The 17,048-nt window shown below is 73.1% G+C and carries 17 protein-coding genes; 7 read left to right on the top strand and 10 right to left on the bottom strand.

What is annotated here, in order from left to right:
• Positions 1–279: 279 nt before the first annotated feature.
• From QDS12_RS00180 to QDS12_RS00145, 8 genes are all read right to left on the bottom strand, one after another.
• Positions 280–2,154 carry a penicillin-binding transpeptidase domain-containing protein gene (locus tag QDS12_RS00180; protein WP_279876185.1) on the bottom strand — a complete coding sequence of 625 codons (1,875 nt, stop codon included), beginning with the start codon at positions 2,152–2,154 and terminating at the stop codon, positions 280–282.
• Positions 2,151–3,347: a SpoIID/LytB domain-containing protein gene (locus QDS12_RS00175; protein WP_279876184.1), complete on the bottom strand. Its 1,197-nt coding sequence runs from the start codon at positions 3,345–3,347 to the stop codon at positions 2,151–2,153. The genes QDS12_RS00180 and QDS12_RS00175 overlap by 4 nt, the downstream gene beginning before the upstream one ends.
• Before the next feature lie 68 nt (positions 3,348–3,415).
• A complete protein-coding gene (locus QDS12_RS00170; RefSeq protein ID WP_279876183.1) occupies positions 3,416–4,318 on the bottom strand; it encodes a class A beta-lactamase-related serine hydrolase in 903 nt (300 codons plus the stop codon).
• On the bottom strand, positions 4,315–5,148 hold the full coding sequence (locus tag QDS12_RS00165; RefSeq protein WP_279876182.1) for a LysR family transcriptional regulator: 834 nt from the start codon (positions 5,146–5,148) through the stop codon (positions 4,315–4,317). Before QDS12_RS00165 ends, QDS12_RS00170 begins: the two co-directional genes overlap by 4 nt.
• Before the next feature lie 31 nt (positions 5,149–5,179).
• A complete protein-coding gene (locus QDS12_RS00160; RefSeq protein ID WP_279876181.1) occupies positions 5,180–5,869 on the bottom strand; it encodes a GTP pyrophosphokinase family protein in 690 nt (229 codons plus the stop codon).
• A gap of 101 nt (positions 5,870–5,970) precedes the next feature.
• A complete protein-coding gene (locus QDS12_RS00155) occupies positions 5,971–7,221 on the bottom strand; it encodes a multidrug effflux MFS transporter (RefSeq protein ID WP_279876180.1) in 1,251 nt (416 codons plus the stop codon).
• 58 nt (positions 7,222–7,279) lie between these two features.
• Positions 7,280–7,720 (bottom strand): DUF2269 family protein, encoded by a 441-nt coding sequence (locus tag QDS12_RS00150; RefSeq protein WP_279876179.1) that lies wholly within the window; start codon positions 7,718–7,720, stop codon positions 7,280–7,282.
• Positions 7,721–7,773: 53 nt separating this feature from the next.
• Positions 7,774–8,523 carry an IclR family transcriptional regulator gene (locus QDS12_RS00145; protein ID WP_279876178.1) on the bottom strand — a complete coding sequence of 250 codons (750 nt, stop codon included), beginning with the start codon at positions 8,521–8,523 and terminating at the stop codon, positions 7,774–7,776.
• Between the two features lie 69 nt (positions 8,524–8,592).
• Here QDS12_RS00145 and pcaH point away from each other — a divergent pair, with 69 nt between their 5' ends.
• Genes pcaH through pcaC form a run of 4 tightly spaced genes read left to right on the top strand, consistent with a single transcriptional unit; the run spans position 8,593 to position 12,315 of the window.
• Positions 8,593–9,444 (top strand): protocatechuate 3,4-dioxygenase subunit beta, encoded by an 852-nt coding sequence (gene pcaH / locus QDS12_RS00140; RefSeq protein WP_279876177.1) that lies wholly within the window; start codon positions 8,593–8,595, stop codon positions 9,442–9,444.
• Complete coding sequence (gene pcaG, locus QDS12_RS00135) at positions 9,441–9,977, top strand: protocatechuate 3,4-dioxygenase subunit alpha (RefSeq protein ID WP_279876176.1); 537 nt, start codon at positions 9,441–9,443, stop codon at positions 9,975–9,977. The genes pcaH and pcaG overlap by 4 nt, the downstream gene beginning before the upstream one ends.
• Before the next feature lie 5 nt (positions 9,978–9,982).
• On the top strand, positions 9,983–11,179 hold the full coding sequence (locus QDS12_RS00130; RefSeq protein ID WP_279876175.1) for a lyase family protein: 1,197 nt from the start codon (positions 9,983–9,985) through the stop codon (positions 11,177–11,179).
• Positions 11,179–12,315, top strand: a complete 1,137-nt coding sequence (gene pcaC / locus QDS12_RS00125; protein WP_279876174.1) for a 4-carboxymuconolactone decarboxylase — start codon at positions 11,179–11,181, stop codon at positions 12,313–12,315. The genes QDS12_RS00130 and pcaC overlap by 1 nt, the downstream gene beginning before the upstream one ends.
• Before the next feature lie 9 nt (positions 12,316–12,324).
• On the opposite strand, the gene QDS12_RS00120 is transcribed toward pcaC, so the two are convergent.
• Complete coding sequence (locus QDS12_RS00120) at positions 12,325–13,206, bottom strand: LysR substrate-binding domain-containing protein (protein WP_279876173.1); 882 nt, start codon at positions 13,204–13,206, stop codon at positions 12,325–12,327.
• A 71-nt stretch (positions 13,207–13,277) separates the two neighbouring features.
• On the opposite strand from QDS12_RS00120, the gene QDS12_RS00115 reads away from it, so the two are divergent.
• Genes QDS12_RS00115 through QDS12_RS00105 form a run of 3 tightly spaced genes read left to right on the top strand, consistent with a single transcriptional unit; the run spans position 13,278 to position 15,810 of the window.
• On the top strand, positions 13,278–14,471 hold the full coding sequence (locus QDS12_RS00115) for a thiolase family protein (RefSeq protein WP_279876172.1): 1,194 nt from the start codon (positions 13,278–13,280) through the stop codon (positions 14,469–14,471).
• Entirely contained in the window at positions 14,468–15,163 is a 696-nt protein-coding gene (locus QDS12_RS00110) for a 3-oxoacid CoA-transferase subunit A (RefSeq protein ID WP_279876171.1), read from the top strand. Before QDS12_RS00115 ends, QDS12_RS00110 begins: the two co-directional genes overlap by 4 nt.
• Entirely contained in the window at positions 15,163–15,810 is a 648-nt protein-coding gene (locus QDS12_RS00105; RefSeq protein ID WP_279876170.1) for a 3-oxoacid CoA-transferase subunit B, read from the top strand. Before QDS12_RS00110 ends, QDS12_RS00105 begins: the two co-directional genes overlap by 1 nt.
• Here QDS12_RS00105 and QDS12_RS00100 read toward each other — a convergent pair.
• Positions 15,807–16,982 carry a 4-hydroxybenzoate 3-monooxygenase gene (locus QDS12_RS00100; protein WP_279876169.1) on the bottom strand — a complete coding sequence of 392 codons (1,176 nt, stop codon included), beginning with the start codon at positions 16,980–16,982 and terminating at the stop codon, positions 15,807–15,809. The genes QDS12_RS00105 and QDS12_RS00100 overlap by 4 nt on opposite strands.
• Positions 16,983–17,048: the final 66 nt, after the last annotated feature.

Here is a 17,048-nt window from a genome sequence, read left to right as displayed (position 1 = left end):
GGCCCGGATGTCATCGGGGTGGACGGCTCACCTCCGGTCGGGCCGGGCGTGCGAGTCTCAGCCCGGCGACGAGGAGCATCTCGTGGCGGCCCACAGCGCCAAGTTCCACCTCGACAAGCTCGCCGCGGAGGGGCTGCACGAGCTCGGCGACCGCAACCTCACCGGCCGGACGGGGCCGGGGTCGGGCCGCCCCGCCGAGGTCTACCGCCGCTCGACGCGTGAGTTCGCCGTGTCGGTGCCCGAGCGGCAGTACGACCGCTCAGACGGATCCGGACCGTCTCAGGACAGGAACGCCTTCAGCAGCGGCCCCGCGGTGCCGGAGCCTGACTCGCCGGTCTCGACGAAGACGGCGACGGCGAGGTCGCCCTGGGTCGCGATCATCCACGTGTGCGTCGGCAGCGAGCCGCCGGCCTTCGCGGTGCCGTACTCAGCTGTTCCGGTCTTCGCGCCCACGTCGCCCGGGAGACCGGCGAGGAAGCGCCCGGAGCCCTCGGTCACGACCGCTCGCATGAGGCCGCGCAGCTGCCGGGCCTCGGCCGCGGTGAGCGGCTTCTTCGGGTTCGCGGCGGGCGCCTTGCCCTCCAGCAGGTGCGGTACGACGGTCCGGCCGGCCGCCACCGAGGCCGCGACGGTCGCCATGGCGAGCGGGCTGGCCAGCACCTTGCCCTGGCCGATCAGGTCGGCGGCCTTCTCCGTCTCCCCGGCCGGGGCGGGTACCTGGCCGAAGTAGGCCGGGAACCCGAGGTCGTGGTCGACGCCGACGCCGAGGGAGGCGGCGGCCTGGGTGAGGTCGTCGGACCCCAGCCGGTCGCGCTGGCCGATGACGGCGGTGTTGCAGGAGTTCGCGATGGCCGTCCGATAGCTCACCCGCCCGAGCCGGTTCGCGGGGTAGTCCGAGTAGTTCTTGAAGTGGCGACCGTTGACGTCGACGGTGGCCGGGCAGGAGACGACGTCGTCGGGACTGAGACCGGTTCGCAGCAGGGCGAGCGAGCTGACCACCTTGAACGTCGAGCCGGGCGCGTAGCGTCCGTAGGTCGCGGCGTTCAGCCCCTTGTTGCCCGGACCGTTGGCGGCCACGAGGATGTCGCCGGTCGAGGGCCGGATCGCGACGATGGCGCTGGCGGGGGAGTGCTCGTCGCCGGCGTCGGCGAGGATCTTCTCGGCCTTGGTCTGGAGCGCGACGTCGAGCGTGAGCGCGAGCGGCGTACCCGGCTGTCCGGCCGAGCTCGTCAGCACGCGCTTCTGGTCGGACGCTCCGACGGCCCTGACCTCGATCGTCGGTGTGCCGGCCAGCTGCTCGTCGTAGCGACCCTGCAGACCGGAGAGACCCACCTCGTCGCCGGCCTGCACCCGGCCGTCCGACTTCTCGACGATCTCCGCGGTGGCGGGACCGACCTGACCGAGCAGCTCGGCGGCGAAGTCACGGGTCGGGGCGAGCGGCATCGTGTCGTCGAGGACCAGCGCGCCCGGGATGTGACCGAAGTTCGGGTCGACCGAGTCGTGCGCGTCGCCCGGACGGAGCACGATCGCCTCGACGAACTGCTTCCCGCCGGCCGCCTGCGCCTTCTTCACGAAGCCCGCGGGGTCCACGCCGACCGCCTTCGCGATCCGGCGGGCGGTCGCGGGTACGTCGGCCGCCGGGATGCGGGCCTTGTCCAGGCCGTAGCGGAGCACCTTCCGCGGGGTGACGATCGGCTCGTTGCGCGCGCCGAGGATGTCGGCACGAGCGGGCGCCGTGCGGGCCACCTGGAGGTGCTCGGTGTCGGTGAGCTCCGGCGCGAGCGTGGCCGGGCTCCAGCGCACCGCCCACTCGTGGTCGGCCTTCACGAGGTGGGCGGTCGTCCGATAGCTCCAGTCGTGGTCGCCGATGGACCACGACCACTTCAGGTCGGCGGTCGCGGCGTCACCGTCGGTCTTCACGTCGCCGGCCGAGACCTTGACCGGGTAGGTCTTCATGCCGGCCACCTGCTTGTCGAACAGCGTGGTGGCGGAGGCGTCCGCCAGCGCGACGCCGGCGAGGGTGTGGTCGTGGAGCTTCTGGGCCAACACGTCGGCCGCGCGCTGTGCCGTGGCCTGGTCGTCCGATCCTGTGCAGCCGGTCGCGAGCAGGGCCAGGACGGCGAGGATGCCGACCAGGCGCGTGCGCCGCCTCATCCGGCGATGCGGAAGGAGCCGGACTTGAGGCCGGCCCAGGTGCGGAAGGTCTCGGCGGGGATGGTGTTGGCGTGCACTCCGTCGGAGCTGCTCACGACGACCTCGTGGACCCAGCCGCCCGCGTTCGGATACGTCGTCACGGTGATGGACCCCAACGGGTAGTTCGGCAGGAACCGGCCCTTCAGCGCGCTGACCGAGATCGCCTTCGACCACGTCCGCACGGGGTCGTAGACGTCCCGGCCGCTCACCAGGTAGGGAGCGGCGGCGTTGGCCAGCATGTAGCCGCCGTTGCTGGAGGTGAACTGCGTGTACGCCGGCCGGCCGGCGTACGTCAGGATCCGGCTCCTCGTCGCGTCGACCGCCCGGCTGGAGGCGGCCTGCTCGGAGCCGGCCCCGCGGTAGACCTGCGACTGCGTCGTGTCGTAGACGTCGAAGTAGCCGCGGTGCACCGTCACGCGCTCGTGCACGGCGTAGGTGCGCGCGGCGATCGCCTGGGCGCGCACCGCGGCGGGAGCCCACAGCGCGGGCATCTCGTTGGGCACGACGCCCTTCACGTAGGCCTCGAGCGGAAGGACGTTGACGATGTCGCGGTCGGCGCTCGTCGCCGAGGGGCGCGCGGACCGCAGCGTCCCGCGGAAGGTGCCGCGGTCGGCGCCGGCGTAGAGCGTGATCGGGGCACCGCCGGCGCTGAACTGGAGCTCGCCCGTCACGACGCGGAACGTCTTCCAGTGACCGCCCTTGCGGTAGGCGAGCCGCGTGCGCGTCGCCGAGACCGGCGCGATCATCCACCGCTTGGCCTTGCGGGCCGCGCTGCTCGAGACGTGGGTGAGCCGGAAGCGCCGACCCCCGACGACGCTCGCGACGAGCCCCTTGCGGGTGCCGACGACGAGCGTGGGCCGGCTGCTCAGCAGCACCCGGACCTGACCGCCGGCCGTCCCGTTCGCAGTGCCGGGGTAGTAGTGGCGCAGGATCTGGTCGGTGCTCAGTCCGCGCTTCGCCGCGGCGTTGGCGCCGTACTGCGACAGGCCGTGGCCGTGGCCGCTCCCCTCGCCGTTGACCGTCACCGAGGTGGCCCCGGCCGGCACGGTGAACGTGCTGTCGGCGTGCGCGGACGGGGCGACGGCGAGGGTCAGGCCGGTGGCGAGACCGGCGCTGACCGCGAGGGCACGGAGGGGGTGGCGCGCGAAAGGCATGACCTCACTCTGGTGGGACCCGGGCCCGAAAGCAAAGAGGACTTTCGACCCGGCACGATTCGGATCGCCTATCGCGCGGGGTGGGCCGTCTCGGTCGCGCGACGAAGGGGACCGACCGCGATCCGGGCCAGCTCGCCGATGGCGGCGTCGACGCGCGGCAGGTGGCGCTCGGCGCGAGCCGCGCGCGTGAGGACCGTGACAGCCACCGGCTGCTCGCCGGGGAACGCGACGACTGCCGCCTCGTGACGCAGGCGGGCCAGCGTGCCGGTCTTGCCGTGGACCACCACGTCGTCGTGCGGGAAACCCGAGCCGATCCGGTGCCGCCACGCCTGGTGGGCCATGGCGTCGCGGACCAGGTCGTACGCCGGCCCCGACCGGCGCCAGAGCGCGTCGAGCACCCGACAAATCCCTGCCGCCGTCGCGGCGCTCGCCAGCGCGGCGTCGTACTCGCTCGTGGTGACGTCGACGTCGGGCGAGGCCAGGGCGCGCTCGGCGAGCGCTGGATCGGTGGCCCCGGTCTCGCGCTGGATGATCCGCAGGGACTCTGCGGAGCCGTGCCGCACCTCGACGTCGGCGAGACCGGTCTCCGAGAGCAGCCGGGCGAGCCGCTCCCGGCCGACGAGCCGCAGCAGGAGGTCACTGCAGGCGTTGTCCGAGACCGCGAGCATGAGGCGCACGGCGTCGCGCTGACTGATCCGCACTTCGTCGAGCAGCATGGCGACGCCGGTGAGCCCCGGCGACCGGTTCTCAGGCGAGAGCAGCACCGGCGCGAGCGGGTCGAGACCGCCCTCCGTCACGAGCTGTGCCCAGCCGAGTGCGAGCGGCAGCTTGTAGAGCGATGCCATCGGCACCGGAACGTCCTCCTGCCAGGAGACCGCCGACTCCGGCTCCCCGATCCGGTGCGCGGAGACCCACGCGGTCACGCCGGCGTCGGCAGCGACGGCGCGGAGCTCGTCGGCGACCGTGGTCACGCCGACAGCCCGATCGCCGCGAGCGCCTGCTCGAGACCAGCGGCCGCGCGCTCGTGGTCCAGTCCCGGTTGGCGGTCGGCCGGTACCGGTTGGACGACGCGGAACCGCAGGGGCGGGGCCGAACCCTCGCCGTCACCGCACCCGGGCCGGACGCCCACGGCGTGACCGACCGCGACGAGCGCTTGCCGGGCGAGGGTGTCGGCGACCTCGAGGACCCGGCCTGAGTGACCGATCCGTCGCAGGGAGTCGACCAGCTGGTCGTGGGCGGCCGGGTGCCACCGGCGGGGTGGGACGACGACGGGCAGTGCGGTCGTCCGCAGGTCGGTCTCCTGCTGTGCGGCCACGCTCGTGGCCAGCGTGTGGACGGGGCCGACCACCACGCCGTCCGCCACCCCGGGATGTCGGACGACGGCGACGTCGAGCGCTCCGCCCTTCACCTCGTCGACCAGCTCCGCGCTTCCGGCGACGACCGGTCTGACCTCACACTCGAGTCCCGCTCGCGTGGCGACCAGTACACCGACGAGGTGCTCGAGGTCAGCCGCCAGGCCGACCCGCAGGACCGGCTCCACCGACCATGCGGCGGCGTCGGTGAGAAATGCGTCGGCGGACCCGACCAGCTCCTCGGCGCGCGGCAGGAGCGACCTGCCGGCCGGGGTGATGCGCACCCCACGGGCGTCCCGGTCGAACAGCCTGACGCCGAGCCGCTGCTCGAGCCGCCCCAGCCCTTGTGACAGCGGCGGTTGGGTCATCCCGAGGCTCGCCGCTGCCCGTCCGAAGTGCCGCTCCTCGGCTACCGCCAGGAAGAACCGCAGATGCCGGATCAGGTCCATGGCCAGGGATGATAGGGATCGCTGCGGCTCGCTAGCCGTCCGTCCCGCGGGGCGGGGGGACCGAGCCGAGGAGCGTCTCGCGGAGGTCGCTCATCCGCTGGTCGAGCTCGTGCGCGACACGGGCGGCCTCGGCCAGCTCGCCGCCGAGGTGCTCGGGGATCTCCCGGCGGAACTTGTAGTAGGTCTTGTGCTCGACGCTCGCCCAGAAGTCCATGGCCACGGTGCGGACCTGCAGCTCCACGCAGACGTCGCGGATCGAGTCGGACAGGAACACGGGGATCTGGACGATCGCGTGGAGGCTGCGGTAGCCGTTGGGCTTCGGGTTCGCGATGTAGTCCTTGATCTCGACGACCTTGATGTCGGACTGGTTCGTGAGCATCGACAGCACCCAGTAGGTGTCCTCGATGAAGCTGCAGACGATGCGGATGCCGGCGATGTCGAAGATCTGGTGGGCGATGGCCTCCGGGGTGACCTCGCAGCCGATCCGGGCGGCCTTCGCGCGGATGCTGTCGATCGACTTCAGCCGCGAGGTGACGTGCTCGATAGGGCTGCCCTCGGGCCGGAAGCTGAGCTCCTCGCGGATGATGTTGATCTTGGTCAGCATCTCCTCGAGGCCGAACCGGTAGGGCATCAACAGCTGCCCCACCTCGTGGGCGGCCTCCGACAGCGCTGCGCTGTGTGGGTCGGCGTCGGACTCGTCCACCAGGTCGTAGGCGCTCATCGTTCAGGCGTCCCTTCTCGGCTCGGCGTCGCCCTCGAGGAGATCGACGGCTACGGACCATCCTCCGTGACGTCACAAGGGCGCCGGGTCGGCGGGGTCGCTCAGTCGTCGAACGCCGCCTCGAGATGCGGGTGCCGGGCAACGTACCGCCTGGCGACGAGGAAGCACAGCGTCGCGAGCACCGCCGACGCCAGCATGACGACGCCCATCGGGACGGCGGTGTCGTCACCGCCCAGGCCGCCGAGCGGCGAGATCACGCCGCCGGCCAGGAACATCACGCCGCCGAGCACCGCGCTGCCGGCACCCGCGGCGTCGTGGGTGTGCTCCATCGCGAGGGCCGACATGTTGCCGGCGGTGAAGCCGAACGACGCAGGCACGAAGAACAGCGGTACGACGACCAGGACCGGCGCCGGCGACAGCGCGGCCAGCAGCACGCAGGCCGAGACGGCCAGCAGGACGGGCAGCCCGATCCGGACCAGCCGCACCGGGTGCACGCGGTGGCGCGCGAGCCGGGCGGAGAGGATGCCGGCCGCGGTCATCCCGCAGGCGTTGACGGCGAAGCCGAGACCGTAGACCCGGCTCGAGGCGCCCAGCACGTGCTGGTAGACGAACGACGAGCTCGCGACGTAGGTCATCAGCGAGCCGAACGCGAAGGCCTGGGCCAGGACGTAGGCGAGGAACGCCGGCCGGCGGAAACGAGAGGCCAGCGCACCGTCACCGCGACCGGTCGTGCGCAGGTGCGGCGGGAGGGACTCCGGCACCGTCGTCCAGGCCGCGACGACCTGGAGCACCATCACGCCGAGGATGACGCCGAGCACGCCGCGCCAGGAGACGCGGTCGGCGAGCAGTCCGCCGACGACGGGAGCCACGATCGGCGCCAGACTGGTGATCGTCATCATCATCGACATCGCGCGGGCCCGCACGTAGCCGCGGGTCAGGTCGGTCACCGTCGCCCGGCCGAGCACCATCCCGGCGGACCCGGCGAGGGCCTGCACGAAGCGGGCCGCGATCAGCACCTCCACGTTCGGGGCCGCCACGGCGACGACGCCGGCGACGACGGCGATCGACACCCCGGCCAGCAGCGGGCGTCGCCGGCCGACGCGGTCGGAGAGCGGCCCCCACAGCAGCGGGCCGAGGCCGATGCCGATCAGGAACGCGGTGAGCGTGAGCTGTACGTGGGTGGCGTCGGTCGCCAGCCCCGACTTCACCTCGGGGAACGACGCGAGGTAGAGGTCCGACCCGATCGGAGCGGCGGCCGCGAGCAGCGCCAGGACGACGAGAAGCCGCGGCCCCAGACCTTCCCGGTCCGGGGCCGCGGCGTCGTCGGTCGCGCTCGGAGGGGAGAGGGTCACCCGCGGACGGTAGCGAGTCGCCGATCCTCCGCAGAAACCGACCGCTGCGAGTCGGTCGTCAGGAACCCGGGCGGTAGACCATCAGGAACACGATGACGGCGAAGAGGATCCCGACGATCCCGCCCGCGGCGGCCACGCGGCCTACCATCGACGGCGCCGTGGCGGTGTCGGCCGCGGCCTTGTCGAGCGCCGGAACGACCACGAAGAACGCGAGCGCCGCGGCCACCAGCCACAGCAGCAGCGACAGCCAGATCCACAGGTCGCCGAAGTCGGCGACCTTCTCGTGCGTGTAGGGCGAGGTGGCCGACATCAGCCCGAAGCCGAGGATGACGACCACCACGGACGCGGCCGAGTAGATCGTGCACATCCGGGACGAGGTCTTGATCGCCGCGGCGTCACCGAGGCGCAGCCCGCGGGAGGCGGTGGTGGCGGCGTGGACGAGCGGTCCGATCGCGAAGACAGCCGCGAGGATGTGGAGAGCCAGGAGCACCTTGAACATGGCTCGACGCTACTGGACCCGGTCGTCCGGACCGGCGGTGCCCGGTGCCGCGGTCAGGTCAGGCTGCGGGCGATGCCCTGGGAGGCGACCTGGAGCGCCGCGACCAGCCGCCCGCGGGCGCGGCGGAGGTCGGGGACGACGATGCCCAGCGCCGCGACGACCTCCCCGCCGACGGTGACCGGCACGGCGGCGGAGCAGGCACCGAGCGTCATCTCCTCCTGCGTCGTGGCGAAGCCGTCCGTGCGGATCCGTGCGAGCTGGCGCTCGAGCGCGGCCGGCTGCGTGATCGTGTAGCTGGTGAGTCGCTGCAGCGGCGCGCCCAGCACCGCGCGGCGTACGTCGTCCGGCGCGTGGGCGAGCAGGACCTTGCCCACCCCGGTGGAGTGCAGCGGCAGGCGGGAGCCCACGCGGCTGACGATCGGCACCGACGCGTGGCCGCGGAGCGTGTCGAGGTAGAGCACCGAGGTGGCGTCGCGGACCGCCAGGTGGATCGTCGCGAGCGTCGCGCCGTAGAGGTCGTGCAGGAACGGCGAGGCGGTGGCGCGCAGGCCGGTCTGCACCGGCGCGAGCAGGCCGAGGTCCCAGAGCCGCCGGCCGATGACGTACCGGCCGTCCGCCTCGCGGCGCAGCGCACCCCACTCGGTGAGCTCGCCGATGAGCCGGTGGGCGGTCGGTCGGGCCAGGCCCGCGCGCTCCGCGATCTCGGTCAGCGTCAGCGTGCGGTGACCCGCGTCGAAGGCGCCCAGGATGGCCATCACGCGGGAGGTCACCGTCGTGCCCGCGGTGCCGGTGTTGCCGGCCATCTGTCGTCTCCTTCTGCTGAGTGGAAGCGCCGTCTCGGCAGAGTAGCCGTTGCTCCTTACGGTGTGACGGTGAGCACGACACCCAAGAGCGACGCGGCGGAGGAGACGGCGGTCCCGTCGTCCGACGCCGCGGTCACCACGCAGCAGGAGATCTCCGCGGAGATCGAGGAGCTCGCGTCGGCCGCGCAGCACGCGGGCGGCGAGGCGCGGCAGCCGAGCATCGACTACCCGCCGTACCGCTCGAGCATCCTGCGCCACCCGACCAAGGACCTCCGCCACGCGGACCCCGAGACGATCGAGCGCTGGGCGCCCTGCTTCGGGCACCGCGACGTCCACCCCCTCGAGGCCGACCTGACGATCGGGGCCCACGCGGGCACCAACTCCCAGGTCTCGGGGGAGCCGATCGGCGAGCGGATCACGGTGTCCGGCCGGGTCGTCGACGGCGAGGGCCGTCCGGTCGCGGGCCAGCTCGTCGAGATCTGGCAGGCCAACGCCGCGGGCCGCTACGTCCACAAGAACGAGCAGCACCCGGCTCCGCTCGACCCGAACTTCACCGGCGTCGGCCGCTGCCTCACCGGCCCGGACGGCTCCTACCACTTCCAGACCATCAAGCCCGGCCCCTACCCGTGGGGCAACCACCGGAACGCGTGGCGGCCGGCGCACATCCACTTCTCGATCTTCGGGAACGCCTTCACCCAGCGGCTCGTGACGCAGATGTACTTCCCGGGCGACCCGCTGTTCGCGCTCGACCCGATCTACCAGGCGATCACCGACCAGAAGGCGCGCGACGCCCTCCTGGCGACGTACGACCACGACCTGACGGTGCCGGAGTACAGCATGGGCTACCGGTGGGACATCGTCCTGACCGGAGGCGACCGGACGTGGATGGAGCCCGAGGAGCCGAAGGAGCACAGCGAGTGATCACCCCCGGACAGACCGTCGGCCCCTTCTTCGGGCAGGCGCTGCCGTACGACGGCGGCAACGAGCTCGTTCCCGTGGGCCGGCCCGACGCGATCCGGCTGCACGGCTTCGTCCACGACGGCGACGGGACGCCGATCCCCGACGCGATGATCGAGATCTGGCAGGCCGACGCGACCGGCCGGGTGCCGCGCGAGACCGGCTCGCTGCACCGCGACGGCTGGACGTTCACCGGCTGGGGCCGCGCCGAGACGGAGCGGACGGGGCACTACTCGTTCACCACGGTGCGGCCCGGACCGACCGAGGAGGGCAAGGCGCCGTTCTTCGCCGTCGTCGTGTTCGCGCGCGGACTGCTGGACCGGCTGTTCACGCGGATCTACCTGCCGGGCCACCCGGCGAACGACGACGACCCGCTGCTCGCCTCCCTGACCGAGGAGGAGCGAGCCACGCTCGTCGCGACCGACGAGCCGACCGGCCTGCGGTTCGACATCCGGCTCCAGGGCGAGGGCGAGACGGTCTTCCTGCAGCATGATTGACCACCATGGGTGACCTCCTGTGGCCGGCTGACGAGCGCGCAGGCGGGGTCTTCACCGACACCGCCTTCCTCGACGCGATGGTGACGGTCGAGCAGGCGTGGCTCGACGCCCTCGCGGAGAGCGGGGTCGCACCGGACCCGGTCGCTCTGGCGGGGGTGGTGACCGCGGCCGACCTGGAGCAGGTCGCCGCCGGCGCCGAGGCGGGCGGCAACCCCGTGATCGGGTTGGTGGAGCTCCTGCGCGAGCGCACCGGATCGCGCTGGGTGCACCGCGGCCTGACCTCCCAGGACGTCCTCGACACGGCGCTCGTCCTCTGCCTGCGCGACGCGGTGGCGGAGGTGCGCGAGGGACTGCGGCGGCAGGCGCACGCTCTCGCGGGGCTCGTCCGGGAGCACCGCGGCACGGTGATGGCCGGCCGCACCCTCACCCAGTACGCCGTGCCGATCACGTTCGGCCTCAAGGCGGCCACCTGGCTGCAGGGAGTGACCGCCGCCGCCGAGCGCCTCGACCGCGGACCCGCGTTCCCGGCCCAGCTCGGCGGGGCGGCCGGCACGCTGGCCGCACCGGCCCAGCTGGGCGGCGGCGCGGCGGTGGCCCGGGCGCTCGCCGTCGACACGTCCGAACGGCTCGGCCTGGCGTTCGCCGCGCCGTGGCACACCGAGCGCTCCGTCCTCACCGAGCACGCCGACGCCCTGGTCGGCTGCGCCGACGCCTGGGGTCGCGTCGCGGCCGACGTCGCACTGCTGTCGCGCCCCGAGATCGCCGAGCTGCGGGAGGCCGCCGGGGGCGGCTCCTCGACGATGCCGGGCAAGGCGAACCCGGTCCTGTCGGTGCTCCTGCGCCGGCACGCGCTCGCGGCGCCGGGCCTGGCTGCGACGCTGCACACCGCCGCGGCGTCGTACGTCGACGAGCGGCCGGACGGCGCCTGGCACGCCGAGTGGGACTCCCTGCGCACGCTGGCCCGCCGCAGCGTCGTCGCGGCCTCGCAGGCGGCCGACCTCCTCGAGGGGCTCGTCGTCGATGCGGAGGCGATGAGTGCCCGCGCCGTCGCGGCTGACGAGACGCTGCGAGCCGAGCAGCGCAGCATGGGCGGCCCTTCGACGAGCTCCGGAGGGATCCACGAGGCGCCCTACCTCGGCGCGACCGACCTGATCATCGACGACGCCCTCGACCGGGCGCGCATCCTGTGGAAGGACCTGTGATGGAGCTGACCCTCGTCCGGCTGGCCGGGAACGAGGCCCTGCCCACGCTCGTCGTCGGCCCCTCGCTCGGCACCTCCGTGACGGCGCTCTGGGGCGCCTGCGCCGAGCTGCTCGCCGACCGGTTCCACGTCGTCGGCTGGGAGCTCCCCGGTCACGGCCGGGGCGCGCCGACGACCGAGTCGTTCACCGTCGCCGATCTCGCCGCCGCGGTCGTCGACGCAGTCGACCGGACACTCGGCCCGGTCCCGTTCGCCTATGCCGGCGACTCCGTCGGCGGCGCCACAGGTCTGCACCTCGCGCTGGACTTCCCGGAGCGGGTGACCGGCGTGGCCGCCCTCTGCACGGGCGCCCGGATCGGCACCCCCGACGGCTGGCACGAGCGCGCCGCGCTGGTCCGCGCCTCGGGGACGCCGGTCATGGTCGAGGGGTCGGCTCGCCGGTGGTTCGCCCCCGGCTTCCTCGAGCGCCGTCCGGAGGCGGGCACGGCGCTGCTGCACTCGCTGCAGGACGCCGACAGGGAGAGCTACTCGCTCGTGTGCGAGGCGCTCGCGGCGTACGACGTCCGCGACCGGCTCTCCTCGATCTCCGTGCCCGTGCTCGCGATCGGCGGCAGCGACGACGAGGCGGCGCCCGCGGCGCTGCTCGGCGCCGACGCCGCCGCCGTGCCCGGCGCCCGCTTCGTCCAGCTCGACGGAGTCGCCCACCAGGCTCCGGCCGAGGCGCCCAGCACCGTCGCCACGCTGCTCGTCGACTTCCTCCGCGACCGGCACCACGAGGCCGGGATGAAGGTCCGCCGGGCGGTGCTCGGCGACGCCCACGTCGACCGCGCGGTGGCCGGGACCACGGACGTCACTCGCGACTTCCAGGACTTCATCACCCACTACGCCTGGGGCTCGATCTGGACCCGTCCGGGCCTGGCCCGCCGCGACCGCTCCATCGCCGTGCTCACCGCGCTCGTCGCGGGCCGGCACTTCGACGAGCTCGAGTTCCACCTCCGTGCGGCGCTGACCAACGGCCTCACCCGCGACGAGATCGTCGAGGTGCTGCTCCAGTCGGCGGTCTACGTCGGCGTGCCCGCCGCCAACACCGCCTTCGGCGTCGCCAAGCGGGTCCTGGGGGAGTCGGCGGACGGCTGAGTCGCCCGGTCAGAACATCCGGCGGATGACCTCGATCGTCCGCAGGAGGTGTGGCTCGGCCCGGTCGGAGCGGTGGGCGACGGCGAGCTCGACGCCGACGGCCGGGCGGACCAGCGGCCGGTAGACGACTCCGTCGAGCGCCAGCGCCGTGACCGGCTCCGGCACGACGGCGACGCCGAGGCCACCGGCCACGAGGGTGACCAGGGTCGAGGTCTCGCCGACCTCGTGCCGGACGTGCGGATCGAGGCCGGCGTCGCGGAACAGGCCGACCACGACGTCGTACATCACCGAGCGGCGATCGGCCGAGTGCACGATCAGGTCCGCGTCGCCCAGGTCGCTCACGCGCACCCGGGCGCGCGCGGCCAGCGGGTGGTCGGCCGGCAGCGCGACGACGAGCCGGTCGCGGCGCAGCGGCGTGACCGTCAGGGACAGGTCGGCTACGGGTGGCCGGAGCAGGGCCACGTCGATCTCGCCCGAGCGGAGCGCGTCGACCTGGTCGGGAGCGAGCATCTCGCCGCGGAACGCGAAGTCGACCCCGGGCAGCTCGGTGGCGAGGTGGCGGGAGAGCGCCGGCAGCAGGCTGTAGGTCGCCGAGCCGACGCAGCCGATCGCCAGGTGCCCCACCGCGCCGGCCGCCACCCGCCGCGCCTCGTGGGCGGCCTCGTCGACCTCGGCGAGGATCGACCGCGCGCGGGTCAGGTAGGCCGTGCCGGCCTCCGTCGGCTCGACCCGCCGGGTGGTGCGGTGGAGCAGCGTCACGCCGAGCTCGGTCTCGAGCTGCCGGATCGCCTGGGAGAGCGGTGGCTGGGCCATGTGCAGCCGGTCCGCGGCCCGGCCGAAGTGGCGCTCCTCGGCGACGGCGACGAAGTAGCGCAGATGTCGCAGTTCCATATGCCGGCCGTCTCAATCCTGAGGGATATTGATACTTCACCATATCGCTCGCACCGCCTACCGTCGGTGCCATGAGTGCCTTCGTCTACACAGCGGTCCGTAGCCCGTTCGGCCGGTTCAACGGTGCGCTCGCCGGTGTCCGCCCCGACGACCTCGCCGCCGGCGTCATCGAGGCCCTGCTGGCGAAGGCGCCCGGGCTCGACCGCGCCGCGATCGACGAGGTCGTCTGGGGCAACGCCAACGGCGCCGGCGAGGAGAACCGCAACGTCGGCCGCATGGCCGCGCTGCTGGCGGGCCTGCCCACGAGCGTCCCCGGCAACACCGTCAACCGGCTGTGCGGCTCCAGCCTCGACGCCGCGATGATCGGCTCGCGCCAGATCGAGACCGGCGACGCCGACGTCGTCCTCGTCGGGGGCGTCGAGTCGATGACGCGGGCGCCGTGGGTGCTGCCGAAGCCGGGCAAAGCGTTCCCCGCCACCGACGTCACCGCCGTGTCCACGACCCTCGGCTGGCGGCTGGTCAACCCCCGCATGCCGAAGGACTGGACCGTCAGCCTCGGCGAGGCCAACGAGCAGCTGCAGGACAAGTACGGCGTCGGCCGTGACCGGCAGGACGAGTTCGCGGTGCGCTCCCACCGGCTCGCCGCCGCGGCCTGGGACGAGGGGTTCTACGACGACCTGGTCACGCCCGTCGAGGGGCTGGCCCGCGACGAGGGCGTGCGCCCCGACTCGTCGGTCGAGAAGCTGGCCGGCCTGAAGCCGAGCTTCCGGCCCGACGGCACCATCACCGCCGGCAACGCGAGCCCGTTGAGCGACGGCGCCTCCGCCGTGCTGCTCGGGTCCGAGCGGGCCGGGACCCGGATCGGGCTCGAGCCGATCGCGCGCATCGCGGGCCGCGGGGCGTTCGCCCTGGACCCGCAGGCGTTCGGCTACGCGCCCGTCGAGGCGGCCAACCGCGCCCTCGCCCGCGCCGGGATCGGCTGGAGCGAGGTCGGCGCGGTCGAGCTCAACGAGGCCTTCGCGGTGCAGTCGCTGGTCTGCGTCGACGCGTGGCTCGAGCAGGGCCTGAAGGACGCGGAGCTCGTCAACACCCGCGGCGGCGCGATCGCGGTGGGCCACCCGCTCGGCGCGAGCGGCGGCCGCATCCTCGGCACGCTCGCCAAGGTCCTGCGCGGGCGCGGCGAGCGGTGGGGCGTGGCGGCGATCTGCATCGGCGTCGGGCAGGGCCTGGCCGTCGTGCTCGAGAACACGGAGGCGGCTCGATGAGCCGTACCGAGGTGCTGGAGAGCGTCGACGCGGCGGTCGCCGGGATCGAGGACGGCAGCACTGTCCTCGTCGGCGGCTTCGGCCTCGCCGGCATGCCGTTCGACCTGATCGACGGCCTCATCCGGCAGGGCGCCACGGACCTGACCATCGTGTCCAACAACGCCGGCAACGGCGAGGTCGGCCTGGCCGCGCTCCTCAAGGCCGGCCGCGTGCGGAAGGTGCTGTGCTCCTTCCCCCGGCAGAGCGACTCCTACGTCTTCGACGAGCTCTACCGCACCGGGAGGATCGAGCTCGAGGTCGTGCCGCAGGGCAACCTCGCCGAGCGGATGCGCGCGGCCGGGGCCGGGATCGGCGCGTTCTTCTCGCCGACGGCTGTGGGCACGCCGCTCGGCGAGGGCAAGGAGCAGCGCACCATCGACGGGCGCGACTACGTCCTGGAGTACCCGATCAAGGGCGACTACGCCCTGATCGGCGCCCATCGCGCCGACGAGATGGGCAACCTCGTCTACCGCAAGACGGCCCGCAACTTCGGCCCCGTCATGGCGACCGCCGCGGCCACCACCATCGCCCAGGTGACCGAGGTCGTGCCCACGGGGTCGCTCGACCCCGAGGCCGTCGTGACGCCGGGCATCTTCGTCGACCGGGTCGTCCGCGTGGACGCCCGCCACTACACCGTGCAGGGAGCTCGCTGATGGTCTCGACCAGCTCGACCCACGCCTTGACCCCCGACGAGCTCGCCGCCATCGTCGCGCGCGACATCCCGCAGGGCGCCTACGTCAACCTCGGCATCGGGCAGCCCACGAAGGTCGCCGACCACCTGCCCGAGGGATCCGGCGTCGTCCTCCACACCGAGAACGGCATGCTCAACATGGGCCCGGCCGCGACCGGCGACCAGGTCGACCCCGACCTCACCAACGCCGGCAAGGTGCCGGTCACGGAGCTGCCCGGGGCGTCGTACTTCCACCACGCCGACTCCTTCGCGATGATGCGCGGCGGCCACCTCGACGTGTGCGTGCTCGGTGCGTTCCAGGTGTCGGCGTACGGCGACCTGGCGAACTGGCACACCGGCGCTCCCGACGCGATCCCCGCCGTCGGCGGCGCGATGGACCTCGCCATCGGCGCGAAGCAGGTCTTCGTGATGATGACGCTGTTCGACAAGCAGGGCCGGCCCAAGCTGGTCCCCACGTGCACCTACCCGCTGACCGGCGTCGGCTGCGTCAGCCGGGTCTACACCGACGTCGCGGTCTTCGACGTCGGTGTCGACGGCGCGGTCGTGCGAGAGACGTTCGGCATCGAGGTCGGCGAGCTGCAGGAACGGCTCGAGCTGCCGTTGTCCTAGAACCCGATCGCCAGTCCGGCGTAGTTCTCGGCCAGCCCGGAAGCGCCGGCGGAGCTGCTGGTGACCCAGCGCAGCTGGGACAGCTGGAGCTGCGCGTCGAACGGGTCGTCCGAGGTGTGCAGCATCGACGTCATCCACCACGAGAAGTGCTCGCAGCGCCACACCCGGCGCAGCGCGGTGTCGGAGTAGGCGTCGGCGAGCCCGCTCTCGCGCTTGCGCAGCAGTGCTGACAACGCCGGGGCGAGGAGCGCCACGTCGGCGATGGCGAGGTTGAGGCCCTTGGCGCCCGTCGGCGGCACGATGTGCCCGGCGTCGCCGGCGAGGAAGAGCCGGCCGTGGCGCATCGGCTGCTGCACGAAGCTGCGCATCGGCAGCACGCTGCGGTCAGTGATCGGCCCGGGCGTCAGCTGCCAGCCGTCCTGGTCGTGACCGAGACGGGTGGCGAGCCCGTCCCAGATCCGGTCGTCCGACCACTCGGTGACGTCGGTCCCGTTCGGCACCTGGAGGTAGAACCGGCTGACTGTGTCGGAGCGCATCGAGTGCAGCGCGAAGCCGTCGGGGTGCCACGCGTAGATGAGCTCGTCGGTCGAGGGCGGCACGTCGGCCAGGATGCCGAGCCACGAGTAGGGGTAGACCCGCTCCCAGGTCTCGCGGACCGTCTCCGGGACGGCCGACCGGCTGACGCCGAACGAGCCGTCGCAGCCGACGACGACCTCCGCCTCGATCCGTTGCTGGACGCCGTCGGCGTCGGTGAAGGTCACCGACGGACGGTCGGTGTCGAGATCGTGCACGGCCGTGTCGGACACGCCGTAGACGACGTGGCGGCCGGCCGCCTCCGACGCGGCGACCAGATCGGCCTGGACCTGGGTCTGTCCGTAGACCCAGACGCTGCGACCGACGAGGTCGACGAAGTCGAGGTGGTGGCGCTCGTGCGGCCACTGGAGGTAGATGCCGCGGTGCTCGTCACCGTGGGCGTCGATGTTGGCGCCCAGCCCGACCGAGCGGAGCAGCTCGACGCTGGAGTGCTCGAGGATGCCCGCGCGGATCCGCGCGGCGACGTATTCCTGCGTGCGGGTCTCCACGACGATCGACTCGACGCCGTCCTGGGCGAGCAGGTGGGCGAGCAGCAGCCCGGCCGGGCCGGCTCCGATGATGGCGACCTCGGTGCGCATGGTGCGTTTCTACGTCCGTCGGCCACCGGCCGTCCATCGCCGGCTTCCGCCCTGCGGAAGCCAGTG

Origin of the sequence: Nocardioides sp. CER19 (assembly GCF_029846275.1) — a bacterium.
In the GTDB taxonomy this organism is placed as follows: Bacteria; Actinomycetota; Actinomycetes; order Propionibacteriales; family Nocardioidaceae; genus Nocardioides.
The sequence above is the reverse complement of the archived record's forward strand: the minus strand, read 5'-3'. Positions and strand labels throughout refer to the sequence as shown.

What these genes read in the sequence shown, in the direction of transcription:
- QDS12_RS00115 (WP_279876172.1), top strand. Translation starts at nt 13,278, where the DNA reads ATGAGTGCCTTCGTCTACACAGCGGTCCGTAGCCCGTTCGGCCGGTTC.
- QDS12_RS00175 (WP_279876184.1), bottom strand. Translation starts at nt 3,347, where the DNA reads ATGCCTTTCGCGCGCCACCCCCTCCGTGCCCTCGCGGTCAGCGCCGGT.
- QDS12_RS00145 (WP_279876178.1), bottom strand. Translation starts at nt 8,523, where the DNA reads ATGGCCGGCAACACCGGCACCGCGGGCACGACGGTGACCTCCCGCGTG.
- QDS12_RS00100 (WP_279876169.1), bottom strand. Translation starts at nt 16,982, where the DNA reads ATGCGCACCGAGGTCGCCATCATCGGAGCCGGCCCGGCCGGGCTGCTG.
- pcaC (WP_279876174.1), top strand. Translation starts at nt 11,179, where the DNA reads ATGGAGCTGACCCTCGTCCGGCTGGCCGGGAACGAGGCCCTGCCCACG.
- QDS12_RS00160 (WP_279876181.1), bottom strand. Translation starts at nt 5,869, where the DNA reads ATGAGCGCCTACGACCTGGTGGACGAGTCCGACGCCGACCCACACAGC.
- QDS12_RS00180 (WP_279876185.1), bottom strand. Translation starts at nt 2,154, where the DNA reads ATGAGGCGGCGCACGCGCCTGGTCGGCATCCTCGCCGTCCTGGCCCTG.
- QDS12_RS00165 (WP_279876182.1), bottom strand. Translation starts at nt 5,148, where the DNA reads ATGGACCTGATCCGGCATCTGCGGTTCTTCCTGGCGGTAGCCGAGGAG.
- QDS12_RS00110 (WP_279876171.1), top strand. Translation starts at nt 14,468, where the DNA reads ATGAGCCGTACCGAGGTGCTGGAGAGCGTCGACGCGGCGGTCGCCGGG.
- QDS12_RS00150 (WP_279876179.1), bottom strand. Translation starts at nt 7,720, where the DNA reads ATGTTCAAGGTGCTCCTGGCTCTCCACATCCTCGCGGCTGTCTTCGCG.
- QDS12_RS00120 (WP_279876173.1), bottom strand. Translation starts at nt 13,206, where the DNA reads ATGGAACTGCGACATCTGCGCTACTTCGTCGCCGTCGCCGAGGAGCGC.
- QDS12_RS00105 (WP_279876170.1), top strand. Translation starts at nt 15,163, where the DNA reads ATGGTCTCGACCAGCTCGACCCACGCCTTGACCCCCGACGAGCTCGCC.
- QDS12_RS00130 (WP_279876175.1), top strand. Translation starts at nt 9,983, where the DNA reads ATGGGTGACCTCCTGTGGCCGGCTGACGAGCGCGCAGGCGGGGTCTTC.